Origin of the sequence: uncultured Marinobacter sp. (assembly GCF_947488835.1) — a bacterium.
In the GTDB taxonomy this organism is placed as follows: domain Bacteria; phylum Pseudomonadota; class Gammaproteobacteria; order Pseudomonadales; family Oleiphilaceae; genus Marinobacter.
In genome coordinates this window covers 160725-183871 of sequence record NZ_CANLBK010000004.1, presented here as the reverse complement: position 1 = coordinate 183871, position 23147 = coordinate 160725, and the positions used below count along the sequence as shown (strand labels likewise).

Below are 23147 nucleotides of genomic sequence, written 5' to 3'. Positions count from 1 at the left end.
TTTTGCAGTAGCGACTGTATTAACCAACAAGAGCTTAACCGGAACGAGCTTAACCGATTGCACAGGCCTCGTTCCAGATATCCCTTATCTGATCTGCCAGGGTAAGCGGATCGAATGGTTTGGGAATAACACCGGCAGCACCCAGTTCCAGGTAACCTTGCACCTCGTCACTTTGAACCTTGGCCGTCATAAAAACCGCCGGCGTGTTGGCGTAATCCGGCAGGCTGCGTATAGCCTTCAAGGTTGCCGGGCCATCCATCCCCGGCATCATCACGTCAAGAACAATCAATTGGGGCCTACACTCCCCGATCTGCTCCAGCGCCTGCTGCCCGGATTCACAAGCCGTGAGTTCATACCCGCCAATGGCCTCCAAAGCCAGCTCCGCAACCGTTCGGATATCCGGCTCATCCTCAACCATCAGGATTCGTTTCAGATTCTCAGGTGGCATCGCGGCTTTCCTCCTTGTGCTCAATCCCGAGTCGTCTCAACAGCGTGAGACACTCAGGATCATCTGCTTGACCAGCCGCCAGCAGGGCCGCGGCTCGCATCACTAACTTCGATTTACTGACATTGCCTCTGCTCACAAAATAAACAGCTCCGATCAACTCCCTGAGATCCAGCGGCAAGCGCCACTGGACTTTGATTCGATTGCCCAGCTTCTCCGCCCAATAAGCAATAGCGGAGTCAACCTGTTCAATCTCTGGTTGCTCTCCACTATCGTCACACTGGTTTTGTAGTACCTTCAAGGCTGCCAACTCCCCTGCACGACTCAGCAAGCCAGCGGTGTAATAGGGTGCAGGACCATCCCCAACCCTCCGGGCCAACCCACTGGCCACCTCTGCCACCCGCAACGCCTGCTCCTGTTCCAGCCGCGCTCTCTCCGCCAACCGATGGCAGGAAAGCTTACCCGCGATATCCAGGGATAATGCCAGCGCCTGATTCAGTGCCATTGCAGTTCCAATGGTACTGATAGCCTCTCTGAGAGTTTTTACCGATGTGCCGGAACGACGAAAAGACGCGCTGTTTGCCACATCCAGCATCTTTGCACTTAAGGCTGCATCCGCTTTCCACTGCTCTGCCAGCGCGACGGCATCCAGCTCATCCCGTTTTTCAATAAGAACCAGCAAGGCGGCGGTGTCTATCTGACCCGGCAACTGGATTGCGGAGTTGCAGGCTGCCTCCATTTTCTCTTCCAGTGTGCTGACGGCACGATCAAGATCGATAGGCGCTGGCACAAGTTCCAACAGCCTCTTGTGCAACATATCCACCTGAAAGGGTTTGCTCACGTAGCCATTAATGCCCAGATGGGCTGCTGCCAGGATAGAGTCACGATCCGCGCGACCGCTGATCATCAGCACTGGGATATCCTGGCTGGTTTGACGTACCGCGCGAATCAATTCAAGCCCGGAACCGTCTGGCAGATTCCAGTCAGCAATAACCAGATCCGCCGTTTTTTCCTGCCAGATGCTGATTGCCGACTGCACTTGTGTGCAAAACCGGATAGTGGCTCCCGGGTAAGCTCCGGCTACAACGGTTTCAAGAAGGTCGCCAACCAGTTCATCGTCTTCGAGAATCAACACATGCATCGCGACGTTCTCTGCTTGTCATCCAAAATCATGAGTGGTTTTCATCAGCGACAGTAACGCCATTGCGCCCTGCGCGCTTGCGCTGATAAAGAGCCCGGTCGGCGGCGTCTATAGCCTGCTCTCCTGTCTCATAGATGTTCAGTGAGGCAACCCCGGCACTGAAGGTCACTGCGAACTCCTCACTACCACCATTGAACACCAGCTGGGCGAAGTCCTGATTCAGCGCTTCAAGCACCTTGACTGCCTTCTCCAGAGTGCACTCTGGTAACACAACAAGGAATTCCTCCCCCCCGTAGCGACCGATAATATCCGTAGACCGCAACCGGTGGCGCAACAAGTTGGATAAAGCCTTGATCACCATATCGCCAACGCCATGACCGTATGAATCGTTCACCCTCTTGAAGTGATCCAGATCCAGCATGGCGACAATTGAACTATGCCCGCTGCGTGCCGCACGCGCATGCTCACGATTAAGCTCTGTTTTGGCCAGCGCATGTTTCAACAAGCCCGTGAGACTGTCCAACGAAACCAGCTTGTCGAGCTGCCGGGCACGGAAACAGCGGATTCTCACGGTGCGTAGCAAGTACTCGTCGGAAACAGGCTTGGTAACAAAATCATCACCACCACGAGCCAGGACGTCGAGCTGAAGATCGCGATCTGCTTCAGACGAAAAGAAAATAATGGGCAGGCTTAGCCACTCGGCCTGAAACCGGAGCATTCGGGCCAAAACAGGGCCCTCGTACTGCCCCATCTGCACATCCATGAGCAGTATATCGGGCCTGAACTCCGCCAACTCCGATAACATCCGTGAGGGGTCATCAAATGCGCGTACTTGCATGCCACCGCTGGTCAAGACAACGCGATAGTGCTCAAGCAGCTCCTTGTCGTCGTCAACAATCATCACTTTGCCGCTGAGCGTTGCAAGGCCTTCTGCCAGAAGCTGCTCTACAAGATCGGCAAGCGATGGTATATCGAGAAGCCCGTCAACACAGGCATCGACATTCAAACGCGCCAGCCTGTAGCGGGTGGCAAAGTCGTGCGCCTCACTGAAACAAATCACAGGTAGCTTGTGCAGTCTCGCCAGCCAGCTGGCGCTCTCGTCCTGCAACAATGTGTCGCGAATCATAACCAGATCAACATCACCCATGCTGCTTGGCCACTGCTCTGCACTACTCAGGCTGCGAACCTCGTACCCATAGAGCGCCAAACCTTGTGCCAACAAATCTCGGTACTGGTGATCCGGATCCAGAATCAACAATACAAACCGGTTAACAGACTCCACCGGCAACGGCTTGTGCCACCCGGTTGATACCGGGTCAGCCACACCCAAGAGGCTGCCAAGACCCAACAGATCCTTTTCAAAACCACTTGCCAGCAGCTGCTTTAACTGCTGCTGAACATACTCACGCTCAGCCCCTTCCGTAACCTGATCTGCCAAAGGCTTGATAGCCAGCTCAAGTTTTCGGGCCTGCTCCCCCAGCTGTGTAAAACCCAAGGTGCCAGCGGACCCCGCAAGCCTGTGCAACAGCTGATAAGCAGCAACCAGCTCGCTAACGGCTTCCGGGCGCATGGATGCGCTGAAGATGCTGGCGACCAAACCTTCGATGTCACCTATCGTTTTATCCTGAAAACGATTACGAAGAATCTCCAGTTTTTTCCGCACCTCGGACGAAGGGCATTCGGGCATAAGGGCTCTTGTTAATTAACGCGCGTAAACGCTGTGAATTCAGTTTGAATTACGGTTCAATCAAAGCAAGTTTTAACGCAAATTGCCAGACAGGAGCATGCATTGAATCATTTATCTCTGGGCACCCGCCTGGCCATCATCATCCTGATTGGCAGCCTTGCCACCGTTAGCGCTGTTATATATGCCGCTTACAGTGCACTGCTCGAAGACTTTTCAACAAATCTGTTGGCGCAACAGGAGAACGAAACAGCTCACACATCCAACCTGGTTAGCCAGGATCTGGAGTTCCGCACCAATGTGCTGTCTCAATTTGCATCGATTCTAAGCACCGACGGCCAACTGCTTTCCCCGGAAAGGCTTACGAATTTACTGAAAAAACAGAGCAACCTGGAAGAGCTGTTCCCCCACAGCCTGACCGTTTTGACACCAGAAGCCGTACTGATTGCTGAAAACATCTTCTCACCGGGCAGGTTGGGCACCCATTACGCCGACCGCCCCCACTGGCAAGAGGCCATCAACACTCAACGGCCTGTTATCAGCCGCCCCCTGATCGGCCGGGCAACAGGTGTACCCTTAATGGTATTTATTGCTCCCATTAAAGGCGACAACGGAGAGCTTCTGGGATTCCTCTCCGGCACTTTGAGAATGCACCAGTCGCTTTTGATTCCTGAAAGTGTGCGGGATAGTGCCAGTGAAGATGCAATTTTCCTGGTGGTAGACTCTGATAACTTCCTGTTCATAGAAGGCGCCCCTACCGGCAAAGCCATTGAGGATCTTCCAGGCCCCGGGGACAACTTGCTGATAGATGCGGCACTTTCCGGTGTCCGTTTTGGCGAGGTTGAGACAAACACAGGCGAAACGCTGATCTATGCAACCAACCACCTGCACCGCCTTGGGTGGCTGTTTATCCGTGCGGTTCCAAAATCCCTTGCGACTGCTCCCGCAAAGCAGGCCTTCAGCCGATTCTTTCTGATCAGTATTGGAGTCACCTTCGGCATATTACTGATGACCTACATGGCGCTTCGCTCAACAACCGCGTCTCTCACCCAGATGACCCGTCGTATCCGCTCAATGATCCAGAAACCGGAATCTTCCCGGCGCCTCGAAGAACTAGGCGCTCCAGAGGTGAGGGATCTGGCGCAGGCGTTTAACCAGCTTATGGATGGGCGGGATGCCAACAACCGACTCAAGGACAACTTTGTTGCTAATGTCAGCCATGAGCTGCGAACACCCTTGACCTCATTAAATGGCGCCATGCGCCTGCTCCAATCCGGCACAGCAGGCGAATTACCGGTGCGCGCCAAAGAAATGGTGTCGCTGGCACTGCGTAACGGCGATCGCCTGCAATTACTCATCGGCGACATGCTCGATTTCAACAAGCTGTCCAGCGGCAAGATGCGGGTGAGTTTTCAGCCTGAAGACCTGTCAAAGCTGCTGACGGAAACTGTCTGTGGAAACGAAACCATGGCCCGGGAGCTCGGCGTCAGCCTGGCCACTCCAGACATCCCCGAGATACCCCTGCACACCGACGGCCACAGATTGCGGCAGATTCTGGATAACTTCGTGAGCAATGCCATCAAGTTTTCACCAAAAGGTGGCCTGGTCACGCTCCATGCCGAGAAAACGGATCAGACCACACTGCGAATTACTGTGAGTGACCAGGGTAAAGGCGTTCCTGAGACATTTAAATCCCAGATATTCAGTCGCTTTTCCCAGGCAGAGGTTGGCACAACCCGCGCAACGAATGGCACTGGACTGGGCTTGGCGATCAACCGGCAGATTGCAGACCTTCTGAACGGCTCTGTCGGCTACTACAACAATAATGGCGCCCACTTTTGGGTTGAACTACCCTTGGACAGCAACGTCTTATCAGAGGGCACAACATCATGAAAGAGCCCGAGGTGCCTGCCAACGAGAGCGACCGGCAAGCCGCTCTGGATCAACTTCGGATTCTTGACACTCCTCCGGAAGCCCGGTTTGACCGCCTCACCCGCATGGCCGCCCGGCTTTTGGATGCCCCCATTGCCCTGATTTCCCTGATTGACCGTGACCGGCAGTGGTTTAAATCCATTGTCGGGCTGGACGTCAGCGAAACCCCGCGATGCATTTCCTTTTGCGGACACGCCATTCTGACCGATCAGCCGCTGCTGGTAGAGGATGCCTGTGCCGATGAACGCTTCCGCGATAACCCTTTGGTAACCGGCGCGCCGAAGATTCGTTTCTATGCCGGCACGCCGCTGCTCAGCTCCGATGGCCACGCCCTGGGCACCCTGTGCGTTATCGACAGGGTGCCCAGAAAACTGAACAAAGAAGATCTCCAGTGCCTACGAGATATTGCCGACTGCGTAGAAGAACAGATCAGCGCCCAGGAGTTGGCTGTTCACTATCGGGAACAGGAACTGCAAAAGCAGAATGAATCCCTGATCATGCTCAAACAGCTTGCGGATCTGGTGCCCGGCGGCCTCTACCAGTTCCGGCTCTTCCCGGATGGGCGCATGACCTTTCCTTTCAGCAGCAAAGGTATAGAGCGCACCTTTGGCGTCACCCCGGCACAGGCTCGGAATGATGCCGCAGCACTTTTCACAATGATAGATCCTGAGGACTACGCTGCGGTAGTGGGCAGTATCAAAGAGTCATCGCAACAGCTGTGCACATGGTCTATCCAGTTCCGCATCCGCCATCCAGAGGGCAAAGTACGCTGGATTGAAGGCCACTCCACACCTCAAAAGCTCTCTGATGGCAGCATCATCTGGCACGGTTACCTGGAAGACATAGACGATAAAAAGCGGGCGCTTCTGGGGATCGAGGAAAGCGAGCAGCAGCTTCGGCGGCTGTTTGAACTGGCACCCAGCGGCATCATTCTGGCGGACTACCGCACCGGTGAAATCATCAATGTGAACGCCTCGATGCTCAAGTCGACCGGCTATCGCAAGGAAGAATTCCTGGAGCTTTGCTACCGCCAGCTGCTTTCCCCCAACCATGTATCCATGCAAGCAGAGGTTCTGGAACAGCTGCAGCATTCTGGCTATTTCGGGCCCATCGAACAAGAAATTGTGGACCGCTACGGCAACAGCTATCCGGCCATCGTGCACGCCATGTTAATACTCGATTCTGCCGGCCGAAAGCTGCTCTGGGTTCTACTGGAGGATATTTCGGAGCGTAAAAAGATCGAGCGCATGAAGAACCAGTTTGTATCGACCGTGAGCCATGAGCTGCGCACGCCACTCACCTCAATTACAGGGGCTATCGGGCTTCTGGCCGGGGGGGCAGCCGGCACACTACCTCAGAAAGCACAAGATATGATGGCCATTGCCGAGCGCAATGCCAAGCAGCTGGCCAGGTTGATCGACGACCTTCTTGATATCGAAAAACTGGTAACCGGAAAGCTGACCATCAGCATGCAACACCAGCCTCTACTGCCGTTACTCGAGCAGGCCGTGAGTGAAAACCGGGCCTATGGTGCGCAGCGGGAAGTTACCATTCACCTAGCTTCAGACATACCCGCCGTTGACATATTTGTAGACGGCCAGCGCCTGCTGCAAAGCTTTAACAACCTGATATCCAATGCCGTAAAATTCTCCCCTGAGAGAGGTCGCGTTAGCGTGTCGGCGCAACAGCAGATCCTGGAGGGGGCTCAAACGGTTACTATTTCCGTGCAAGACAGTGGAGAAGGTGTTCCGGAAGCCTTTAGAAGCGCAATTTTCCAGCGCTTTGCCCAGGCCGACAGTTCCGACACCCGTAGCCGGGGTGGCACAGGCCTTGGGCTTGCGATAACTCGCGAACTGATAAATGCCATGAGTGGAGATGTCGGCTTTGAGTCTTTGCCTGGCCAGGGCGCAACCTTCTGGATACGTCTGCCTGTGGCGGTTATTGGTAAACCATAAAAAAAACCGGCAGCCCGAATGGGTTGCCGGTTTCAAGTCTGAACCCGTTAATCAGCTGGTTCAGGCAGATTTGAGCATTTCACGCACCACATAGTGCAAAATGCCGCCGTGATGGAAGTAAACAGCTTCGTTTGCAGTATCAATCCGCGATTTCAAATCGCAAGTCGCGGTTGAGCCGTCCTTATAGGTGACCGTCATGGTCAGGGTTTGGCCCGGTGTTATATCTCCGGACAACCCACTGATACTGATGGTTTCTTCTCCTGTCAGTTTCAGACTCTTTCGATCCGTACCTTCCGGGAACTGCAGGGGCATCACACCCATGCCGATGAGGTTGGAGCGATGAATTCGCTCATAGGATTCTGCCACCACCGCACGGACTCCAAGCAGGCGAGTGCCTTTGGCTGCCCAGTCGCGGCTAGAGCCGGTTCCGTATTCCTTGCCAGCAATCACAACCAAGGGTGTGCCCTGCTCCTGGTACTTCATGGCCGCATCATAGACCGCCATCTGCTCCCCGGTGGGCACGAACTTGGTGAAACCGCCCTCAACGCCATCCAGCATTTCGTTACGAATACGTACGTTGGCAAAGGTGCCCCGCATCATCACCTCATGGTTACCCCGACGGGAACCATAAGAGTTGAAGTTGCCCGGCTCAACACCGCGCTCCTGTAGGTATCTGCCTGCCGGGCTATCGGCGCTGAATGAGCCGGCCGGCGAGATGTGATCCGTTGTCACCGAATCCCCCAGCAGTGCCAAAATATTTGCGTTGGATATATCCTCAATCGGATCTGGCTCCGGGCCCATACCTTCAAAGAAGGGCGGGTGCTGGATGTAGGTAGAATCTTCTGACCACTTGTACACCTTGGTTTCAGGCACATCTATGGCCTGCCAGGTAGCATCGCCATCGAATACCGCCGCGTACTCGGTCCGGAACATGTCAGTTTTGACTTTCTCCACAGCCTCAGCAACTTCCTGCTGGCTTGGCCACAGGTCTTTCAGGTACACCGGATTACCATCCTGGTCCTTGCCCAGTGGATCTTCTGCCAGGTTAAGCCGAACGTTACCGGCAAGTGCATAAGCCACAACCAGTGGCGGCGACGCCAGCCAGTTGGTTTGAACCAGCGGGTGTATACGGCCTTCAAAGTTGCGGTTGCCAGACAACACCGACGCAACGGTGATACCACCTTCTGTGATGGCCTTTTCGACCTCGTCCGGCAGCGGGCCGGAGTTACCAATACAGGTGGTGCACCCGTAACCCACCAGATCAAAGCCCAGTTTGTTCAGGTCGTCCTGGAAGCCACCTGCCGCAAGGTACTCAGTGACCACCTTGGAGCCGGGTGCCAAAGAGGTTTTTACCCAAGGCTTGGTGGTTAAGCCCTTAGCCACAGCCTTACGGGCTACCAATCCAGCCGCCATCATAACGCTGGGGTTGGAGGTGTTGGTGCAGGAGGTAATAGCCGCAATCACCACAGCACCCGGGTCCAGACGGGTATCCTGTCCGTCGAGGGTCAGCTCCCGGCTGCAGGGGTGATGATAACTGTCATCAACGCCTACGGCAGTTTGGCCGCCTTCTGACTTCAGTTGGCTCTCGCGCTTGTCTGGCGCATTCGCTGCATCCGGGCTGCCTTCGGAGGTTTCCATCAGCAGTTCGAAGGCCGCTTTCATGTTTTTCAGCGCTACGCGATCTTGCGGGCGCTTAGGGCCGGCCATGCTGGCTTCGACATCGCCCATATCGAGTTCCAGCGTCGCGGTGTACACCGGCTCATGGCCTGGCTCACGCCACAACCCCTGGGCTTTGGCATAGGCTTCAACCAGTTCGATCTGCTGGTCGTCGCGACCAGTCAAGCGCAAATACTTCAGGGTTTGCTCATCCACAGGGAAGAAGCCACAGGTGGCGCCATATTCCGGAGACATGTTGGCAATGGTGGCACGGTCTGCCACCGGCATGTCTTTCAGGCCGTCACCATAGAACTCCACAAACTTGCCAACCACGCCCTTTTTGCGCAGCATTTCGGTCACAGTAAGAACCAGATCTGTTGCGGTGATGCCTTCACGCAGCTTGCCGGAAACCTTGAAGCCCACCACTTCCGGTATCAGCATGGATACTGGCTGGCCAAGCATGGCAGCCTCTGCCTCGATACCACCAACGCCCCAGCCAAGAATGCCCAAGCCGTTAATCATGGTGGTGTGGGAGTCTGTGCCTACCAACGTATCCGGATAGGCAATGGTTTTATCGCCCTGCTTCTTGTGCCAGACAGTTTTGCCCAGGTACTCGAGGTTTACCTGGTGGCAAATGCCGGTTCCAGGTGGAACCACACGGAAGTTGTCAAAGGCCTGCTGGCCCCAGCGCAGGAACTCGTAACGTTCCTGGTTGCGCTCCATCTCGATTTCCACGTTCCGCCCGAAAGCACTAGCCGTGCCGAACTCGTCAACCATCACCGAGTGGTCGATCACAAGGTCCACAGGGGATAGGGGATTGATCAGAGCTGGATCTCCACCGGCCTTTTTAACAGCCTCGCGCATGGCTGCCAAATCCACCACGCCGGGTACACCGGTAAAGTCCTGCATCAGTACCCGCGCCGGGCGGAACTGGATTTCGGTGTCTGAGCGCTTGTCTTTCAGCCATTGCACCATGGCATCAACGTGGCTTTGATCCACGGTTACGCCATCTTCGTTGCGCAGCAGGTTTTCGAGGAGCACTTTCAATGAAAAGGGGAGTCGGTTGATATCACCGAGGGATTCTGCCGCTTTGGGCAGGCTGTAATAATGAAACGTTTTACCGCCTGCACTCAAGCTGCTGAGTGTATTCAGGCTATCTTTTCCAAGGCTATTGTTCGACATACTGTGCCTCCATTATTCGCCATGATCCGAGCACTTTTACAAGCTACACTGCGACATCAGACAAGCAGGCTGGCGCAAAAGTCAGGGAGTGTGAAGTCTTTTATAACTATTGCATCGAATTATTATAGTTCAAGGTCACGCCCATGAATGTTCGGTATTCAGGGGGATGATTGCCAAACTACAAAATTTAAACAAAATTCGATTTGCGGGCCCATCACTGAGAGTTAAGGTAGGCTTTTCCTACACACTTAGCCACCTGAAGGTATCCCGCTTGCTGGCGCTTGATAACTTTTTCGTGCTCAATCCGGCAGCCGACAAGCTGGTGTCGGGCCAATATGAGACTGGCCTGGTAGCGCTATCGCTGGCCATTGCCATAGGTGCTTCCTATCTGGCGCTCACCCTGGCAGCGGCGGCCCGGCGCAGTACAGCTGTGCACCTGCAGCGTCTGCATTTAATCAGTGGCTCAGCGTCCCTGGGTTTCGGTATCTGGTCCATGCATTTTATAGGCATGCTGGCCTTCGAGATGCCCGCCCATGTTCACTATCACCCCTGGATCACCGCCCTGTCGGCAGCTCCCAGCCTGCTGGCATCCTGGGTGGCCCTCAGCCTGCTTGCTCGACATGACCTTAACCCTGCGCGTTTGATTGGTGGAGGCGTGATCGTGGGGGCTGGCATAGGCACTATGCACTATCTGGGTATGGCAGCGATGGAGATCGGGCCGGCGCTTAGATACGACCCTCTGCTGTTCGTGCTCTCTATCGTGGTTGCGGTGCTACTTGGCACTTTAGCCCTGTGGATCAGCTTCGGTTTGCGGCGCAGAACCCGCATGCGCGGATACAAACGTCGGCTCCTGGCTGGTGCCGTAATGGGCCTTGCCATCGCGGGTATGCACTACACGGCCATGGAAGCCGCTCGCTTTATCGGTCAGCCGGATCCGGGCTTCTTGCCTGGCAGCAACCGCCACACAGCGCTTGCCCTCACCATTGCGTTCATTACGGTGAGCTTCAGCCTGCTGGCCGCCAGTGTAAATGCTGTAGCGCGTTACTGGGCATTGATGAGGCGCAGCCAGGAAGTTACAAGTGAAATCCAGGCTATCATAGATGCGGCAGTAGACGGCATAGTAAAGATTTCTGATCGTGGGATCGTGCTGTCGTTCAGCGAATCTGCCGAGCGAATTTTAGGTTACCGGGCAGACGAGGTAATCGGCAAAAACGTGAACATGCTCATGCCCAATCCCCACAGGGATGCCCACGACAGCTATCTGAAAAACTACCTACGCACCGGCGTGCGCAAGATCATCGGTTCTAACCGCGAGGTGTGGGCACTTCACAAGGACGGCCATCAAGTTCCTGTACTCCTTGCCATAGGCGAATCCCGGCTGGGCGGAATCAGCACCTTCGTTGGTTTTTTAACGGATATCTCCGAACGCCACAAGATGGACACCGAGCTACGACAAGCCAAGGAGCAAGCGGAACAAGCCGCTGCGGCCAAGACTGCCTTTCTTGCCAACATGAGCCATGAAATACGCACACCCATGAACGCCATCATCGGCTTCACCGATCTGGTTCTGGACACACCGCTGGAGGAACATCAAGCGCGGCATCTAGGCGTAGTAAAGGCGTCCGCAAGGTCCTTGCTGGCGCTGTTAAACGACATTCTGGACTCTGCCAAGCTGGATGGCGGCCATATCGAAATTGAATCCCGGAACTTCAATTTCAGGCACCTTTGTGATCAAGTCATTGCCACTCAGTCGCTCATAGCAAACCGCAAAGGCCTTTACCTCAATCTGGATTATCAGGCTGGGGACTATTTCAAGGGCGACCCTCTGCGCATTCAGCAAGTCGTCCTGAACCTGCTAAGTAACGCGGTGAAATTCACACAAACCGGGGGCGTTACCCTGCGGGTGCAGCATCCGGAACCTCAAAAAGTGGTCATTGTGGTGGAAGACACCGGCATCGGTATCTCCGCGGACCGCCTTGATAAGATATTTGAGCCCTTTACCCAGGCCGATTCCAGCATGACCCGCCGTTTTGGTGGTACCGGGCTGGGTACCACCATCGCCCGACAATTAGCGGAACTTATGGGCGGAGAGATTACCGTAACCAGCACCCCCGGCGAGGGCTCCACCTTCCAGGTAACCCTCGCGATTTCCGCTGGTGAGCCGGTGGATGACGATCAGCAGTCGGAGTATGAAGTTACCCTGCCACCGTTGCGAATTCTGGTGGCCGATGACGTACCGCAAAACCTCGAGCTTCTGTCCACACTTCTGGAACAGCGAAACCATCAGGTAACTACAGCTAACAATGGGCAGCAGGCCTTGGACATCTATCGTCAAAAAGCCTTTGATCTGATTCTGATGGACGTGCAAATGCCCAAAATGAACGGGCATGAAGCTACCCGCGCCATCCGACAGTGCGAAACTACCGGCCAACAGCACTACACGCCAGTCATTGCCCTGACCGCCAGCGTGATGGAGTCTGATCGCCGGGAGGCCACGAACGCAGGTATGGACGGCTTCGCAACCAAACCTATAAGCATGCCCCAACTGACTCGCGAAATAGCGATTGTGCTGGCCCTCAATAGCGCTGACCCCGGCGAAGTTACAAGCAACAACATGGCTACCGTCATCGACCAAGGCACCGTGCGGCACCTCTGGCCAGACGCCGCCAAGCATCTCGGTGCCGCTGCCCGTTTCCTGACCGAACCTCTCAACCACCCCCGCGCACTCCGTAGTCAGGCAGGGAACCAAGCTGCTGCCGCCCACAGGCTCAGGGGCATTGCCGGCAATCTCGGGCTCAACCAATTCGCCAATGTGTTGGCAGAGCTTGAGGTCATACTCAAAACCGGAAATCCTGCACCTGAATCCATATGGGAAACCTTGCAGTTACGCTTTGACGCTGCCAATGACTGGCTCAAACAGCAGCCGGCTCTGCCTGAAGCAGTGCCGGAAGCAACGGTGATAGCATTGGACACGCGCTTGCTAAACCATGTGATCGAACGCCTGAGTCACGGCGAATTGCCCGACGACGATATCAAGAACCTCAAACCAGGGCTTCCAGCTGACTGCTCAAAAGCCATGGACTTGATGTTGGATGAGTTCGAGCCGGAAAAAGCCGCGGAAATATTAATCAGCTTTCGAAAGTCCCTGGAGTTCTCCTGATGTTGAATGACACCAAGACTCTTCTATTGGTAGACGACGAGCCTGCGAACCTCCAGGTGCTCCGCAATATACTCTCTGATCAGTATCGGTTGCTGTTCGCCAAAGACGGTGAGCGCGCGCTGGAGCTGGCAAGGAGTGAAAGGCCAAATCTGATTCTTCTGGATGTTATGATGCCGGGTATGTCCGGCTACACTGTATGCGAAACACTCAAGGCAGAAAGCCGAACCAGCACTATCCCGATTATCTTTGTCACCGCTCTGTCGGGTTCTGACGACGAAACCCGAGGGTTTGAACTTGGCGCTGTCGATTACATTACCAAACCCGTAAATGCAGCCATTGTAAGGGCCCGTGTAAAAACCCACTTATCACTGGTGCGAATAGACGAACTGGTGAAAACCCGCTTGGCCGTAGTGCAACGCCTGGGCCGCGCTGCTGAATACAAAGACAACGAAACCGGGTTGCACGTTATCCGCATGAGCCACTTCTCCAGACTGATCGCACTGCAAGCAGGGTTTGGTGAAACCTGGTCTGACACCTTGTTGAATGCGGCCCCCATGCACGATGTGGGCAAAATCGGTATACCCGATGCCATTCTTCAAAAACCGGGAAAACTGGACGCAGATGAGTGGGCTGTTATGCAGACACACCCTACAATAGGGGCCGAGATTATTGGCGATGACGGCTCAAGTCTGCTCGATATGGCCCGGGAAGTGGCATTGAACCACCATGAAAAATGGGATGGCAGCGGTTATCCGAAAGGTCTCAAGGGTACAGACATCCCCGTATCAGCCCGAATTGTTGCACTGGCTGACGTATTCGACGCGCTCACCAGCGAGCGCCCGTATAAAAGCGCCTGGCCCATAGACAAGGCCACCGGGCTCATCCGTGAGCAGACCGGCAAGCATTTTGACCCGGATTTGGTTGAGGCATTTTTCCAGTGCCTGCCAGACATATTGAAAGTTCGCGCCCAATGGCAGGATGCCTAATATGAAACACGATTGTCACTATCACCCAGGCGACCCTGCCAAATGGCAGTGCAGCGAATGCCAGATGCATTATTGCAGCCGCTGCATGCCCGATGCCGACACACGCCAGCGCCGTGCACTTTGCCCTACTTGTAGTAAGGCCATGCGCTACATGGGAACCGCCACCGAAGTGGTACCTTTCTGGAACCGAATCGGGGCGTTTTTCCGCTACCCGTTTCATACCGATCCACTGATCGTCATTGCGATCTGCACACTGGTACCCCTTGTTGCTCCCGCCAACCTGATCGGCATACTGATCTGGCTGGTTTTGGCCCTGGCACTCTTCAAGTACACCTATGCGGTGATCAATCACACCGCCGAGGGCCACTTGAACCCACCCAGCGTGTCGGTCGCCTTTACTGGCAGCGGCTTCAACATTGTTATTCTCCAGTTGCTGGTGTTCATTGTAATGGGCGGTTTGGTTGGCGTAGCTGCTATGGTAGGCGGCCCCTTGCTGATGTTGCTGGCACTCGCATTCGTGGTATTGGCCATGCCCGCCAGCATTATGGTGCTGGCCATGGAGCGCTCCGTGGGGGCAGCCGTAAACCCGATGAATCTGGCGGTGCTGATTTCCCGTATCGGCACCCCCTACTTCCTGCTCTACGGTTACCTGATTTTGCTTACTCTGGCTTCGGGTGTGGCTCAGGATTTTGCGTACAACCATTTTCCCTTCTGGTTTTCACAGCCGCTATCCGGCTTTCTGAACAGTACCTTCACACTGATTCTGTTCAATATGCTTGGGTATCTGTTGTTTCAGTATCAGGAGGAGCTGGGGTTCGCCTCGGATATTCAGGATGATTCCGCCGATGTGGATATGCACCAGCGGGATCGTGGTGCGCGCTTTGACGCCGACATTGATATGAACCTGAAGGACGGCAACTACGACCGGGTACAGGGCATGTTGAAGGAAGCCCTGAAGCGTAACCGAGACGACCCGCTGCGGATTGGTCAGCTATACCAGCTATTGGTCGCCCGGAATGATGCCACTGAGCTCTACCAATACCACCCACGGATTCTTGGCTGGCTGGCAGACCGCAACGACGGCGAAGGTATTGCATCTGTTGTGAGCCTGCTTGAAGAGGCTGAGCCTGGTTTCAAACTGGATGAGCCGGAACTGGCCGTTCGCTCCGCGCGCTGCCTGTATCAGCGGGGGCAATACAAGCTGGCTCTAAAACTGCTACAGGACTTCCACAAGCGTTTTCCGGAAAGCGACGAGCTGGCTCCTGCTTATTTGCTGGTTGCTCAAACTCTTGCCAACGGAATGGGCCAGTGGGAAAAGGCAACGGCCTTTCTGACGTTTATCCAAAAGCGTTGCGTGAATCACCCGTTGCATGAGCAAGTTCCGGTGTTTCTGGAGCAAGCTGAGAAGAAAGAACTGCTTAAAGGCCCAAAGGCGTCATTCGCGGTGCCGGATTAGGGAAGTTGGGAGCAAGGCCTGTGAGGGCGGAGCTCCCAAAAACACGCTGTGAATACGTCCCTGTACGCTCGGCTCCGCCATCCATGGCTCCGCACGGTTTTTGGGAGCTCCACCCTCACAGGCCCTCGGCTACGTCAGCTCGCCTGAAGTAACTGACGGTAGTGTCGGGCTTTCGGTGCCATTTGGAGCTTTTCAAACTCTTCGGCGAGCAATCTGCATGCCTCAGTTGTCAATATTGGATCATCCGCTCCACGCAGCCGCTCAAAGGCTTTCTCTGCGGCTTTCAGATCGTGCTGTTTGAGACTGGCGAATAACACCCGGTTATGATCTTCCGCCGCAAGGGGATGATGGCTCTCGCCTTTACTCAGGTATTCCTGCCAAACAGCTATCATCTGCTCCGGCTGACGGCGGCTCAGGGAGTCGTTCATCAGTTCGCGGGTACGGGCCTGATATTCGGGTAAATCCGGGCGCAGTTTGGTGAGGTTGTAAAGGTGCTCTAGCAAGATCGGCCGGTCGGGGTAGGTTTCACGCAAGGCTTCAAACTGGCGTCGAGCCAGGTCAAAATCCATGCGGCCAAGGCTGGCCATGGCTTGGGCATACCCGGTGGTGAAGCGCTCGTCTTGCTCATCTTCTTCCGGCTCAAAAAACTCCTCGCGTACCTGCAACCAGCTTTTGCCCAGCAGCCAAACCAGGCCAGCGCCTGCAATCAATCCACCGGCGTGGGCCATGTAAGCAACACCGGTAGCGCCCGCAAACCAGTAGTCGTAGATTTCCTTGCCCAGCCACACCGGCAATATAGCTATCGCAGGCGCCCGGAAATAATTGAAGTACACCCCGAGGAAATAGAAAAACCGGATTTTTTGCAGGCCGTAGATGGCCACATACATTCCCATCAACCCGGAAATGGAGCCGGAGGCTCCCACCAAGGGAATAAAGCTCCCCAGCGAGAAGGCAGTAAAAACAACCCCCGACAATGCGCCACAGGCCAGATAGGCTAATAGAAAGCGGCCAGGGCCGAGGGCCTTTTCTACGGTAAATCCAAGCAGGAACAGGAAGAGCAGGTTGCCGATAATATGCCCCCAGCCGCCGTGCAGGAACTGATAGGTAATCAGCGTGTATAAAGATAATTTTGCGGGAATCAGGCCTAACTGCTGGGCGCTCAGGCGCTGAATATAGGTTTCTTCAATGAGGACGCGCTGCTCTAACCAGTGCCTTCGCTCTGCGGGGGCCCAGATCACATCACTATTCTGAAGCAGATACTGATAGAACTCGCGATCCATCAACAGGCTGGCGGAGAGCCAGAAGTCTTCGCCCTCTTCCCTCAGCTTCTGAAACTGTTGCAGCTCAAACACCCGGTCTTCTTGGCCTTCAAAGCGAATTTCCCGCTGCAGGAAGTCCTCATAAGCCGGTGCTTCCAGCTGGTGCAGCTCTGCATCCAGATACTCACTCACAGCTTGCTCAAGCTTGCGGCTGTCGCCTCCCTGATAAAACAGGAAAACCAGCATACAGGTGAGCATCAACCCGAGGGTAACCCAGGGCGGGCGCTTCCAGTTAATGGCGTTCTCAGCAGGAATAATCAACATGAGCGGTCACAATTCATCATAATCTGTCCCTGAAAAACCGTTTTCTATCATACCAGTGTCTTGTTTTTGCGCTTAAATGATTTTCAGCGAGATGGGACACTACACCATCCGCTAATTACCGTTATTTCTGTCTCGGGTAATAGTGAGCGGGAATAACAAGAAAAACCAGAGGTCTGAACCAAGGATACTGCAGATGACTGTACTCGTATTGGACAACCCGGAGTTGATTGCCAAAGCTGCCGTGGCTTCCGGCTTTAATGCAGCTACCCTCATGGCCGAAGGCAAACGCCCACACCGGATGAGGTTTCACTACGGCTTCAACAAGCACGCACTGGACGATTCAGACTCAGCAATTGTTCGCCAGCATGCGGTTTATCTCAGGCAGCATCCGTCTGCCAGCGTACGGATTCATGGCCACTCGGATAATTATAGCGCCGAAGACTATAACTATTTTCTGTCTCGCCAACGGACCAAAGCCGTTGTCAGGCTGTTGATTAACGAAGGCGTTTCCGAATCGCAGATTCTTGTTGCGTGTTGGGGGTCAACCAGACCTTTCACAACACCTGATGACAGGGCAGCCAACCGCCGGGTTGAAATTGAATACCTGTCCAGCAATATGGCAACAGCACTTTAGGAAGGAAGCCCCGGGGCCGGCGCATGCGGCCTCGGGAGGTTTAACTATAATAATCAGCCGTGCACTTGCCACACATTCCACAGCAGCAAAATTGCCGCCGCCAACATCGCCAGCCAGGTCAGCACCATACCAAGAGCGCGGGCTTTATGCTCTCCACCATGGCCATTAATCATGCCCCAGGCATGCAGTAAGCGACCAACCACCAGGCTCATGCCTGTCCAATAAATAAGGCCGCTTGCCACGCCGTTCAGCTCTGCAATACCGAGCATGATCAAGCCGATGGGTGCGTACTCCACAAGATTGCCATGAGCGCGCACTGCGGCCTGAAAATCGGGGTTATCAGTCACCCCCATGACTTTTTTGTACTTCACGCGAAACTTCACAACATACGCTGAAAGCACCAGCATCAATATACCGAGTACAGCTGCAAAAACCCCAGTAACAGGTAACAACATATTCAGCTCTTCCTAATTCGACTGACGATAGCCAGCAGCAATATGGCACCTACGGTAGCTGTAACCAACTCACCAATTGCGCCCTGAGCCGCTAGACCTAGCAAGCGAAAAACAAAACCGCCAAGAAACGAGCCAACGATACCAATACCCACATTCGCCAGCACGCCAAAACCGCGGCCTTTCATAATTAAACCGGCGAGCCAGCCGGCGACACCACCGATAATCAGGAACAAAATCAGGTTCATTGTTCACTCCTCTGTGAGGGAATTCGTTTGAGAGCTTCGTTGACCAGAGCCTTCAGGCTTCAAGATGCGCTTCACGCCTTACCCAGTTCAGCAATAACCCCTGCCATCTCTTTATGGCATCGCGCAATCAGCGCAGGAACATCCTCAGTGGTAAGCCCTATGGTTTCTATCGGAGGCAGAATCCGCATAGGTACAGCCTCGCGCCTACCCTGCCAACCAAACGTTTTATTGCGGTATTCAGCAGCACACACCATAACAATTGGCGCCCCGGCCGTCACCGCTGCGAAAAAAGCACCCTTTTTAAACTTCTGCAGCCCCCGCCCTTTACTCCGGGTACCTTCCACAAAAACCCACAGGCTTTTATTCTCCCGAGTGATTGCCTCACTGGTGGCTTGCATGACGGCAACAGCTTTGCGGGATCGGGCACGGTTCAAAATCACATTACCCCCCAGCCAGAATGCCCAGCCAAAAAATGGAACCCATACCAGTGATGACTTGCCCACCGTTACGGTGCGAGGCGCCACCAAATCACCCACCACAAAAAGATCATCGTTGTATTGATGATTGCAAATAGCTACCACTGGGCGGTCCTGAGGCATGTTTTCCGCACCTTCCACCGGCCGTTCCATACCGAGTATTGCGCGGCCGGTTCGCGCCAATGCGATGGCCAGCAGCCGGTTATTATCCGGATTGAACGGCCTGACAATAAAGAATGGCAGGGCGAGTATGCAAAGCACAGGAACACTCAACCAAGCCAAAACACTTCTGATAAAGCCCATACGACAAACTCTGCATCAGGATTTTGGCGCACAAGTGTACGCCAAGTTTATAGGCCTGCAACAGTGTCAATTTCGTTCAATATGGCCTGACTATAAAGAACCTGGCTGTGATCGCCTTCTTTGTCAGCTAAGGGGGCTGTATCGTCTGTTTGAGCCTCAACCACATAACGGAGCGGGCCGCCTGCATCCATGCTGTCGAAGGGGTAGCAGGTAACCAGCAAAAGAGTGCCTGCCGGCAGCTTATGAGTATCGATGAATTCCGTGCGGCTATCCACAACCCTTGTTGCTTTCACCCGATAGCCTTGCCAACGCCCGTCCCTGCCCTGCAGCCTTAGCTCATTGCCGGGTTCCAAGTGCTTAAGAGGTCGAAAGTGCGTGTCCCGGTGGCCGGCAATAACAACCGCAGTCTCCGGACCGTTGCCGCCCATCATTTGACCCGGCCCGAAGGCCAGGCTCTCCCCATGAACACCTGCCAGCACGATCATCGAATCACCAAGCTCCGGCATGGACAACTTTGCCACCGGCCAGGTATCCGCCCAAGGCCAGGGCCGTGATTCAATTTGCCTGGCCTGGCTCTCAGCCCAGGCAATTTCCAGCAGTTCCTGAGCCACAACAGCCTTGATCGGTACCCAAAGCCCAAACACCAGCAACATGGCAGAGCTTGTGATCAACAACAGCAGTGAGCGGCTCATGGGTATACCCGTCTTTGAAGCATGGCAATTGCGAGCGAAAGCATCAAACCAAGCAAGCCCAAGGCAATCATCAAAGGCGCAAAGGTAGCGGTTTGCGGGTAGCGCGCCATGCCCGGCTGGCTTCCTGCAGGCAGCAGGGTTGGCAGATCGTCTTTTAACAAAGCGCTTTCAGAAGCCCGCACCGGTGTTTTATCCACCGCCACGAAACTCGTATAGGGCGACATCAGGTTATGGGCAACCGCCAGCTTGGTGATTCTCTCTTTATCCGGCTCCTGCCCCTCTATCCGAGCGTCGTCCAGCAAGCTGTCGATCTTCTCCCGCGCCCAGTAACGGTTCAGCCCAGTACCTGAAGCCGCCTGCTGCAAATCCAGGCTTTGCTGCCAACTGCCACCACCCGGCAATCGGCCAGACACGCTCAACTCACCGGCGGGTGCCACTCCTCGCACGACCTGCAACAAGGGCTCACCTTGAAACAAATCACCGGGCCGCTGCGGAAAGCTGTCTTCCATTGCCGCTGTAGACTGCCCCGGCCAGCTCACCTGAATATCCGTCATCACCGGCTCTTCCATAGCGGCAAACAGTCTGGCCAAGGGGCCACTCATATCGGCCAGATCCTGCACCGAGGTATAGCTACCCCGTCCCCAGCGCGCAGCCTCCCGCATAAAGTGCATATTAGGCGCCGAGCCTATAGCCACAGTAAACAGCCTGTGATCACCCAACTGGCGACGAATCTGGCTGAACAGCGCCGACTCATTGCCAACCGCACCGTCCGTCATAAACACCACCTGACGCACCCTTGCTGATTCTTCTTGGAGTTCGCCTGTGCTCTTGCCTTGCCCCTGCAAAGCCAACGTCAGCGCTGAAGCCATTTCCGTTCCACCGTCAGCTTTCAACCCACTCACATACTGACGGGCTCGGGCCAGATTATTGGCCGTGGCCATTTCCGGCTGCATAAACAAGGCGTGAGGCTGTGAATTGAACTGAATCACATTGAACCGATCACCTGGTGCCAAGGTTTCCAACCCCAGTTGCAGCGCTTCTCTCGCCTGCCGAATGGATTCCCCAGCCATGGAGCCCGAGGTATCAATCACAAACGTAAGCTCCCGTGGCAAACGGGTTTTACCCGCCCGCCCCGGCACCAGCATCGCCAGCAAATAATCTTCCCCCTCCCACTGCTGATGAAACACAGCCGCACCCGGCTCCTGCCCGGCAAAAGGCTGCCAACGAATCACAAAATCCTGATTCATCACAATATCCCCGGCCTGGGGCTCAACCGTCACCACCTGACCATCCTGCTCAGTCGCCACCTGATGGCTGGGACTGAACACCTGCGCCAGCGGCAGCCCGGCATCAATCGTAAACGTGACTGACGCTCTGTGACTGTCCGCCGCCACATCGGCCACATCCACCGTGAACGGACTGATCGCATCCGCATCCGGCACCTCGGTAGTAGGCACTGCCCAACCTCCCTGCCACTGCTGCGGCGCCACCGCCAAAGGCTCACCCGGCATATATCGGGGAGTCAGAGTCGTTGGCACACTCAACTCAAACACCCCATCCCGATAGCTCACCAACTGCTGATAACTGAGTTCCACACTCACCTCAGCCCCCGGCGGAATATTCGCCACCCGAGTGGTAAACAAATTCGGCCGCTGCTGCTCAACCGTCGCCGCATGACGCCCGGAATCCCGGGCCGCCTCATACGTCTTCTTCGCTTCCGCACGGGGCTGAACCTCCCCCACAATCGTGCGCTCCCCCACCTTCATGGTCAGCCCATATACACTGGCCTTCTCCGGCAGCGGAAACACAAACACCCCCTCACGCCAATCATCACTCGTGTTCTTGAACGTCCGCACCAGCTTGCTGTCTGCAATCAGCCCACTAACTCGAACATCAAACTCACTCCCCAGCACCAAAGCGGGCTCCTGCCACTGCCCTTTACCGTCAACAAAGTGCAATGTCCCTGCGGAATCCTCATTACCGGTATTGGCCTCTGCATAAAGAGGCTGAACAAACAAAACCAGCAACATAGCCATCCACAAGCTAACCCCTTCCATAAAGCGCCGAACACGGCCCGAGCACCCTGCACTGAGCCCGCGCGAGCGGCTGAAGCCCCTCCCGAAACCGTGCGGAGCCATGGATGGCGGAGCCGAGCTTACACGGACGTATTCACAGCGTGTTTCGGGAGGGGCTTCAGCCGCTCGGGTGGGCGGGCTAGAGCAAAACGGAAAAGCATTATGCTGAGAGGATAAGGAAGAAAACATCATGGCAATAATCCTTTGGCTACATGACTAAATCAGACACAGCCATTTCACCAACCCAAAAAGGCACCCCCATGGCAGAATCCAACATTCCACGAACCAAAAATGATGAATTATGGCAACACTGCACACTAACCTTGTTCTAAACGCCTCCCGTGTTTAAATAGACTCCAACGCCCACGGACAACAGCCAAAAACCATGAAAAAGCACCTGGTTCTGATAGAAGACGAACCCGCCATCCGCGACAACTACCGCGCCGCCTTCGAACGCCGCGGCTATCGCGTATCCACCTACGGTGATCGTTCCTCCGCCTGGCAGGTCCTGCGCCAAAGCCTCCCCGACCTCGCCATCATCGACGTCGGCCTCGGCAATGAGCCCGAAGGCGGCTTCACCCTGTGCCAGGACCTGCGCTCACTATCCGCAACCCTGCCCATCATCTTCCTCACCGCCCGCGACAGCGACATAGACTCAGTCCACGGCCTGCGCCTGGGTGCGGACGACTACGTCACCAAAGACATGAGCATCGAACACCTGCTGGCAAGAGTGACCGCACTGCTACGCCGGGCAGATGCCTGGGCAGAAGCCCTGCAAAAACCGGACGAAATCGTGAAACGTGGTCGCCTCGACCTCAACGTTGATCGCATGGCCGTCGCCTGGGATGACAACGCAATAGACCTCACCGTGACCGAATTCTGGATGTTGCACTCACTCGTACAACACCCCGGCCACGTGCGCAGCCGCGATCAACTCATGGAAGCCGCCAACACACACCTGGACGACAACACCGTCACCTCCCACATCAAACGCATCCGCAGCAAATTCCTGCAGATCGACAGCGCCTTTGACAGCATCCAGACCGCCTACGGCATGGGTTACCGCTGGAATGCCCGTGAGCTATAA

The 23147-nt window shown here is 55.1% G+C and carries 17 protein-coding genes; 7 read left to right on the top strand and 10 right to left on the bottom strand.

The genetic code is table 11. The features are described 5' to 3' along the window. Nucleotides 1-49: 49 nt before the first annotated feature. The 3 genes from Q0824_RS14455 to Q0824_RS14445 are packed head-to-tail and all read right to left on the bottom strand — an operon-like array spanning nucleotide 50 to nucleotide 3273. On the bottom strand, nucleotides 50-448 hold the full coding sequence (locus Q0824_RS14455; RefSeq protein WP_298452149.1) for a response regulator: 399 nt from the start codon (nucleotides 446-448) through the stop codon (nucleotides 50-52). Continuing rightward, a complete protein-coding gene (locus Q0824_RS14450) occupies nucleotides 438-1586 on the bottom strand; it encodes a response regulator (protein ID WP_298452147.1) in 1149 nt (382 codons plus the stop codon). Before Q0824_RS14450 ends, Q0824_RS14455 begins: the two co-directional genes overlap by 11 nt. A gap of 28 nt (nucleotides 1587-1614) precedes the next feature. Further along, nucleotides 1615-3273, bottom strand: coding sequence for a diguanylate cyclase (locus Q0824_RS14445; RefSeq protein WP_298452145.1), 1659 nt, complete (start codon nucleotides 3271-3273; stop codon nucleotides 1615-1617). Nucleotides 3274-3375: 102 nt separating this feature from the next. On the opposite strand from Q0824_RS14445, the gene Q0824_RS14440 reads away from it, so the two are divergent. Beyond that, nucleotides 3376-5163, top strand: coding sequence for an ATP-binding protein (locus tag Q0824_RS14440; protein WP_298452143.1), 1788 nt, complete (start codon nucleotides 3376-3378; stop codon nucleotides 5161-5163). Further along, entirely contained in the window at nucleotides 5160-7157 is a 1998-nt protein-coding gene (locus Q0824_RS14435) for an ATP-binding protein (protein WP_298452142.1), read from the top strand. Before Q0824_RS14440 ends, Q0824_RS14435 begins: the two co-directional genes overlap by 4 nt. Nucleotides 7158-7217: 60 nt before the next feature. Here Q0824_RS14435 and acnA read toward each other — a convergent pair whose 3' ends face one another. Beyond that, complete coding sequence (gene acnA, locus Q0824_RS14430) at nucleotides 7218-9995, bottom strand: aconitate hydratase AcnA (protein ID WP_298452140.1); 2778 nt, start codon at nucleotides 9993-9995, stop codon at nucleotides 7218-7220. A 166-nt stretch (nucleotides 9996-10161) separates the two neighbouring features. On the opposite strand from acnA, the gene Q0824_RS14425 reads away from it, so the two are divergent. Genes Q0824_RS14425 through Q0824_RS14415 form a run of 3 tightly spaced genes read left to right on the top strand, consistent with a single transcriptional unit; the run spans nucleotide 10162 to nucleotide 15597 of the window. Then, complete coding sequence (locus Q0824_RS14425; protein WP_298452138.1) at nucleotides 10162-13155, top strand: MHYT domain-containing protein; 2994 nt, start codon at nucleotides 10162-10164, stop codon at nucleotides 13153-13155. Then, the gene (locus Q0824_RS14420) at nucleotides 13155-14141 is read left to right on the top strand and encodes a two-component system response regulator (RefSeq protein ID WP_298452136.1); all 987 of its coding nucleotides are present in this window, start codon (nucleotides 13155-13157) and stop codon (nucleotides 14139-14141) included. The genes Q0824_RS14425 and Q0824_RS14420 overlap by 1 nt, the downstream gene beginning before the upstream one ends. Nucleotide 14142: 1 nt before the next feature. Continuing rightward, nucleotides 14143-15597: a tetratricopeptide repeat protein gene (locus tag Q0824_RS14415; protein ID WP_298452132.1), complete on the top strand. Its 1455-nt coding sequence runs from the start codon at nucleotides 14143-14145 to the stop codon at nucleotides 15595-15597. A 134-nt stretch (nucleotides 15598-15731) separates the two neighbouring features. Here the strand turns inward: Q0824_RS14415 and Q0824_RS14410 are convergent, their stop codons facing one another. Beyond that, nucleotides 15732-17180, bottom strand: a complete 1449-nt coding sequence (locus tag Q0824_RS14410; RefSeq protein ID WP_298452130.1) for a rhomboid family intramembrane serine protease — start codon at nucleotides 17178-17180, stop codon at nucleotides 15732-15734. Between the two features lie 193 nt (nucleotides 17181-17373). On the opposite strand from Q0824_RS14410, the gene Q0824_RS14405 reads away from it, so the two are divergent. Further along, the gene (locus Q0824_RS14405) at nucleotides 17374-17814 is read left to right on the top strand and encodes an OmpA family protein (protein WP_298452127.1); all 441 of its coding nucleotides are present in this window, start codon (nucleotides 17374-17376) and stop codon (nucleotides 17812-17814) included. Nucleotides 17815-17867: 53 nt separating this feature from the next. Here Q0824_RS14405 and Q0824_RS14400 read toward each other — a convergent pair whose 3' ends face one another. From Q0824_RS14400 to Q0824_RS14380, 5 genes are all read right to left on the bottom strand, one after another. Continuing rightward, complete coding sequence (locus Q0824_RS14400) at nucleotides 17868-18269, bottom strand: MAPEG family protein (protein ID WP_298452124.1); 402 nt, start codon at nucleotides 18267-18269, stop codon at nucleotides 17868-17870. 2 nt (nucleotides 18270-18271) lie between these two features. Beyond that, nucleotides 18272-18514, bottom strand: coding sequence for a GlsB/YeaQ/YmgE family stress response membrane protein (locus Q0824_RS14395; protein ID WP_298452121.1), 243 nt, complete (start codon nucleotides 18512-18514; stop codon nucleotides 18272-18274). 71 nt (nucleotides 18515-18585) lie between these two features. Next, complete coding sequence (locus Q0824_RS14390; RefSeq protein ID WP_298452118.1) at nucleotides 18586-19293, bottom strand: 1-acylglycerol-3-phosphate O-acyltransferase; 708 nt, start codon at nucleotides 19291-19293, stop codon at nucleotides 18586-18588. 47 nt (nucleotides 19294-19340) lie between these two features. Further along, a complete protein-coding gene (locus Q0824_RS14385) occupies nucleotides 19341-19985 on the bottom strand; it encodes a class GN sortase (protein ID WP_298452115.1) in 645 nt (214 codons plus the stop codon). After that, entirely contained in the window at nucleotides 19982-22021 is a 2040-nt protein-coding gene (locus Q0824_RS14380; protein ID WP_298452113.1) for a marine proteobacterial sortase target protein, read from the bottom strand. The genes Q0824_RS14385 and Q0824_RS14380 overlap by 4 nt, the downstream gene beginning before the upstream one ends. 424 nt (nucleotides 22022-22445) lie before the next feature. On the opposite strand from Q0824_RS14380, the gene pdsR reads away from it, so the two are divergent. Then, complete coding sequence (gene pdsR, locus Q0824_RS14375; RefSeq protein ID WP_298452110.1) at nucleotides 22446-23147, top strand: proteobacterial dedicated sortase system response regulator; 702 nt, start codon at nucleotides 22446-22448, stop codon at nucleotides 23145-23147.

Coding starts and splice junctions, on each gene's coding strand:
- Q0824_RS14455 (WP_298452149.1), bottom strand. CDS start 448: ATGCCACCTGAGAATCTGAAACGAATCCTGATGGTTGAGGATGAGCCG.
- Q0824_RS14450 (WP_298452147.1), bottom strand. CDS start 1,586: ATGCATGTGTTGATTCTCGAAGACGATGAACTGGTTGGCGACCTTCTT.
- Q0824_RS14445 (WP_298452145.1), bottom strand. CDS start 3,273: ATGCCCGAATGCCCTTCGTCCGAGGTGCGGAAAAAACTGGAGATTCTT.
- Q0824_RS14435 (WP_298452142.1), top strand. CDS start 5,160: ATGAAAGAGCCCGAGGTGCCTGCCAACGAGAGCGACCGGCAAGCCGCT.
- acnA (WP_298452140.1), bottom strand. CDS start 9,995: ATGTCGAACAATAGCCTTGGAAAAGATAGCCTGAATACACTCAGCAGC.
- Q0824_RS14425 (WP_298452138.1), top strand. CDS start 10,162: ATGATTGCCAAACTACAAAATTTAAACAAAATTCGATTTGCGGGCCCA.
- Q0824_RS14420 (WP_298452136.1), top strand. CDS start 13,155: ATGTTGAATGACACCAAGACTCTTCTATTGGTAGACGACGAGCCTGCG.
- Q0824_RS14415 (WP_298452132.1), top strand. CDS start 14,143: ATGAAACACGATTGTCACTATCACCCAGGCGACCCTGCCAAATGGCAG.
- Q0824_RS14410 (WP_298452130.1), bottom strand. CDS start 17,180: ATGTTGATTATTCCTGCTGAGAACGCCATTAACTGGAAGCGCCCGCCC.
- Q0824_RS14405 (WP_298452127.1), top strand. CDS start 17,374: ATGACTGTACTCGTATTGGACAACCCGGAGTTGATTGCCAAAGCTGCC.
- Q0824_RS14400 (WP_298452124.1), bottom strand. CDS start 18,269: ATGTTGTTACCTGTTACTGGGGTTTTTGCAGCTGTACTCGGTATATTG.
- Q0824_RS14395 (WP_298452121.1), bottom strand. CDS start 18,514: ATGAACCTGATTTTGTTCCTGATTATCGGTGGTGTCGCCGGCTGGCTC.
- Q0824_RS14390 (WP_298452118.1), bottom strand. CDS start 19,293: ATGGGCTTTATCAGAAGTGTTTTGGCTTGGTTGAGTGTTCCTGTGCTT.
- Q0824_RS14385 (WP_298452115.1), bottom strand. CDS start 19,985: ATGAGCCGCTCACTGCTGTTGTTGATCACAAGCTCTGCCATGTTGCTG.
- Q0824_RS14380 (WP_298452113.1), bottom strand. CDS start 22,021: ATGGCTATGTTGCTGGTTTTGTTTGTTCAGCCTCTTTATGCAGAGGCC.
- pdsR (WP_298452110.1), top strand. CDS start 22,446: ATGAAAAAGCACCTGGTTCTGATAGAAGACGAACCCGCCATCCGCGAC.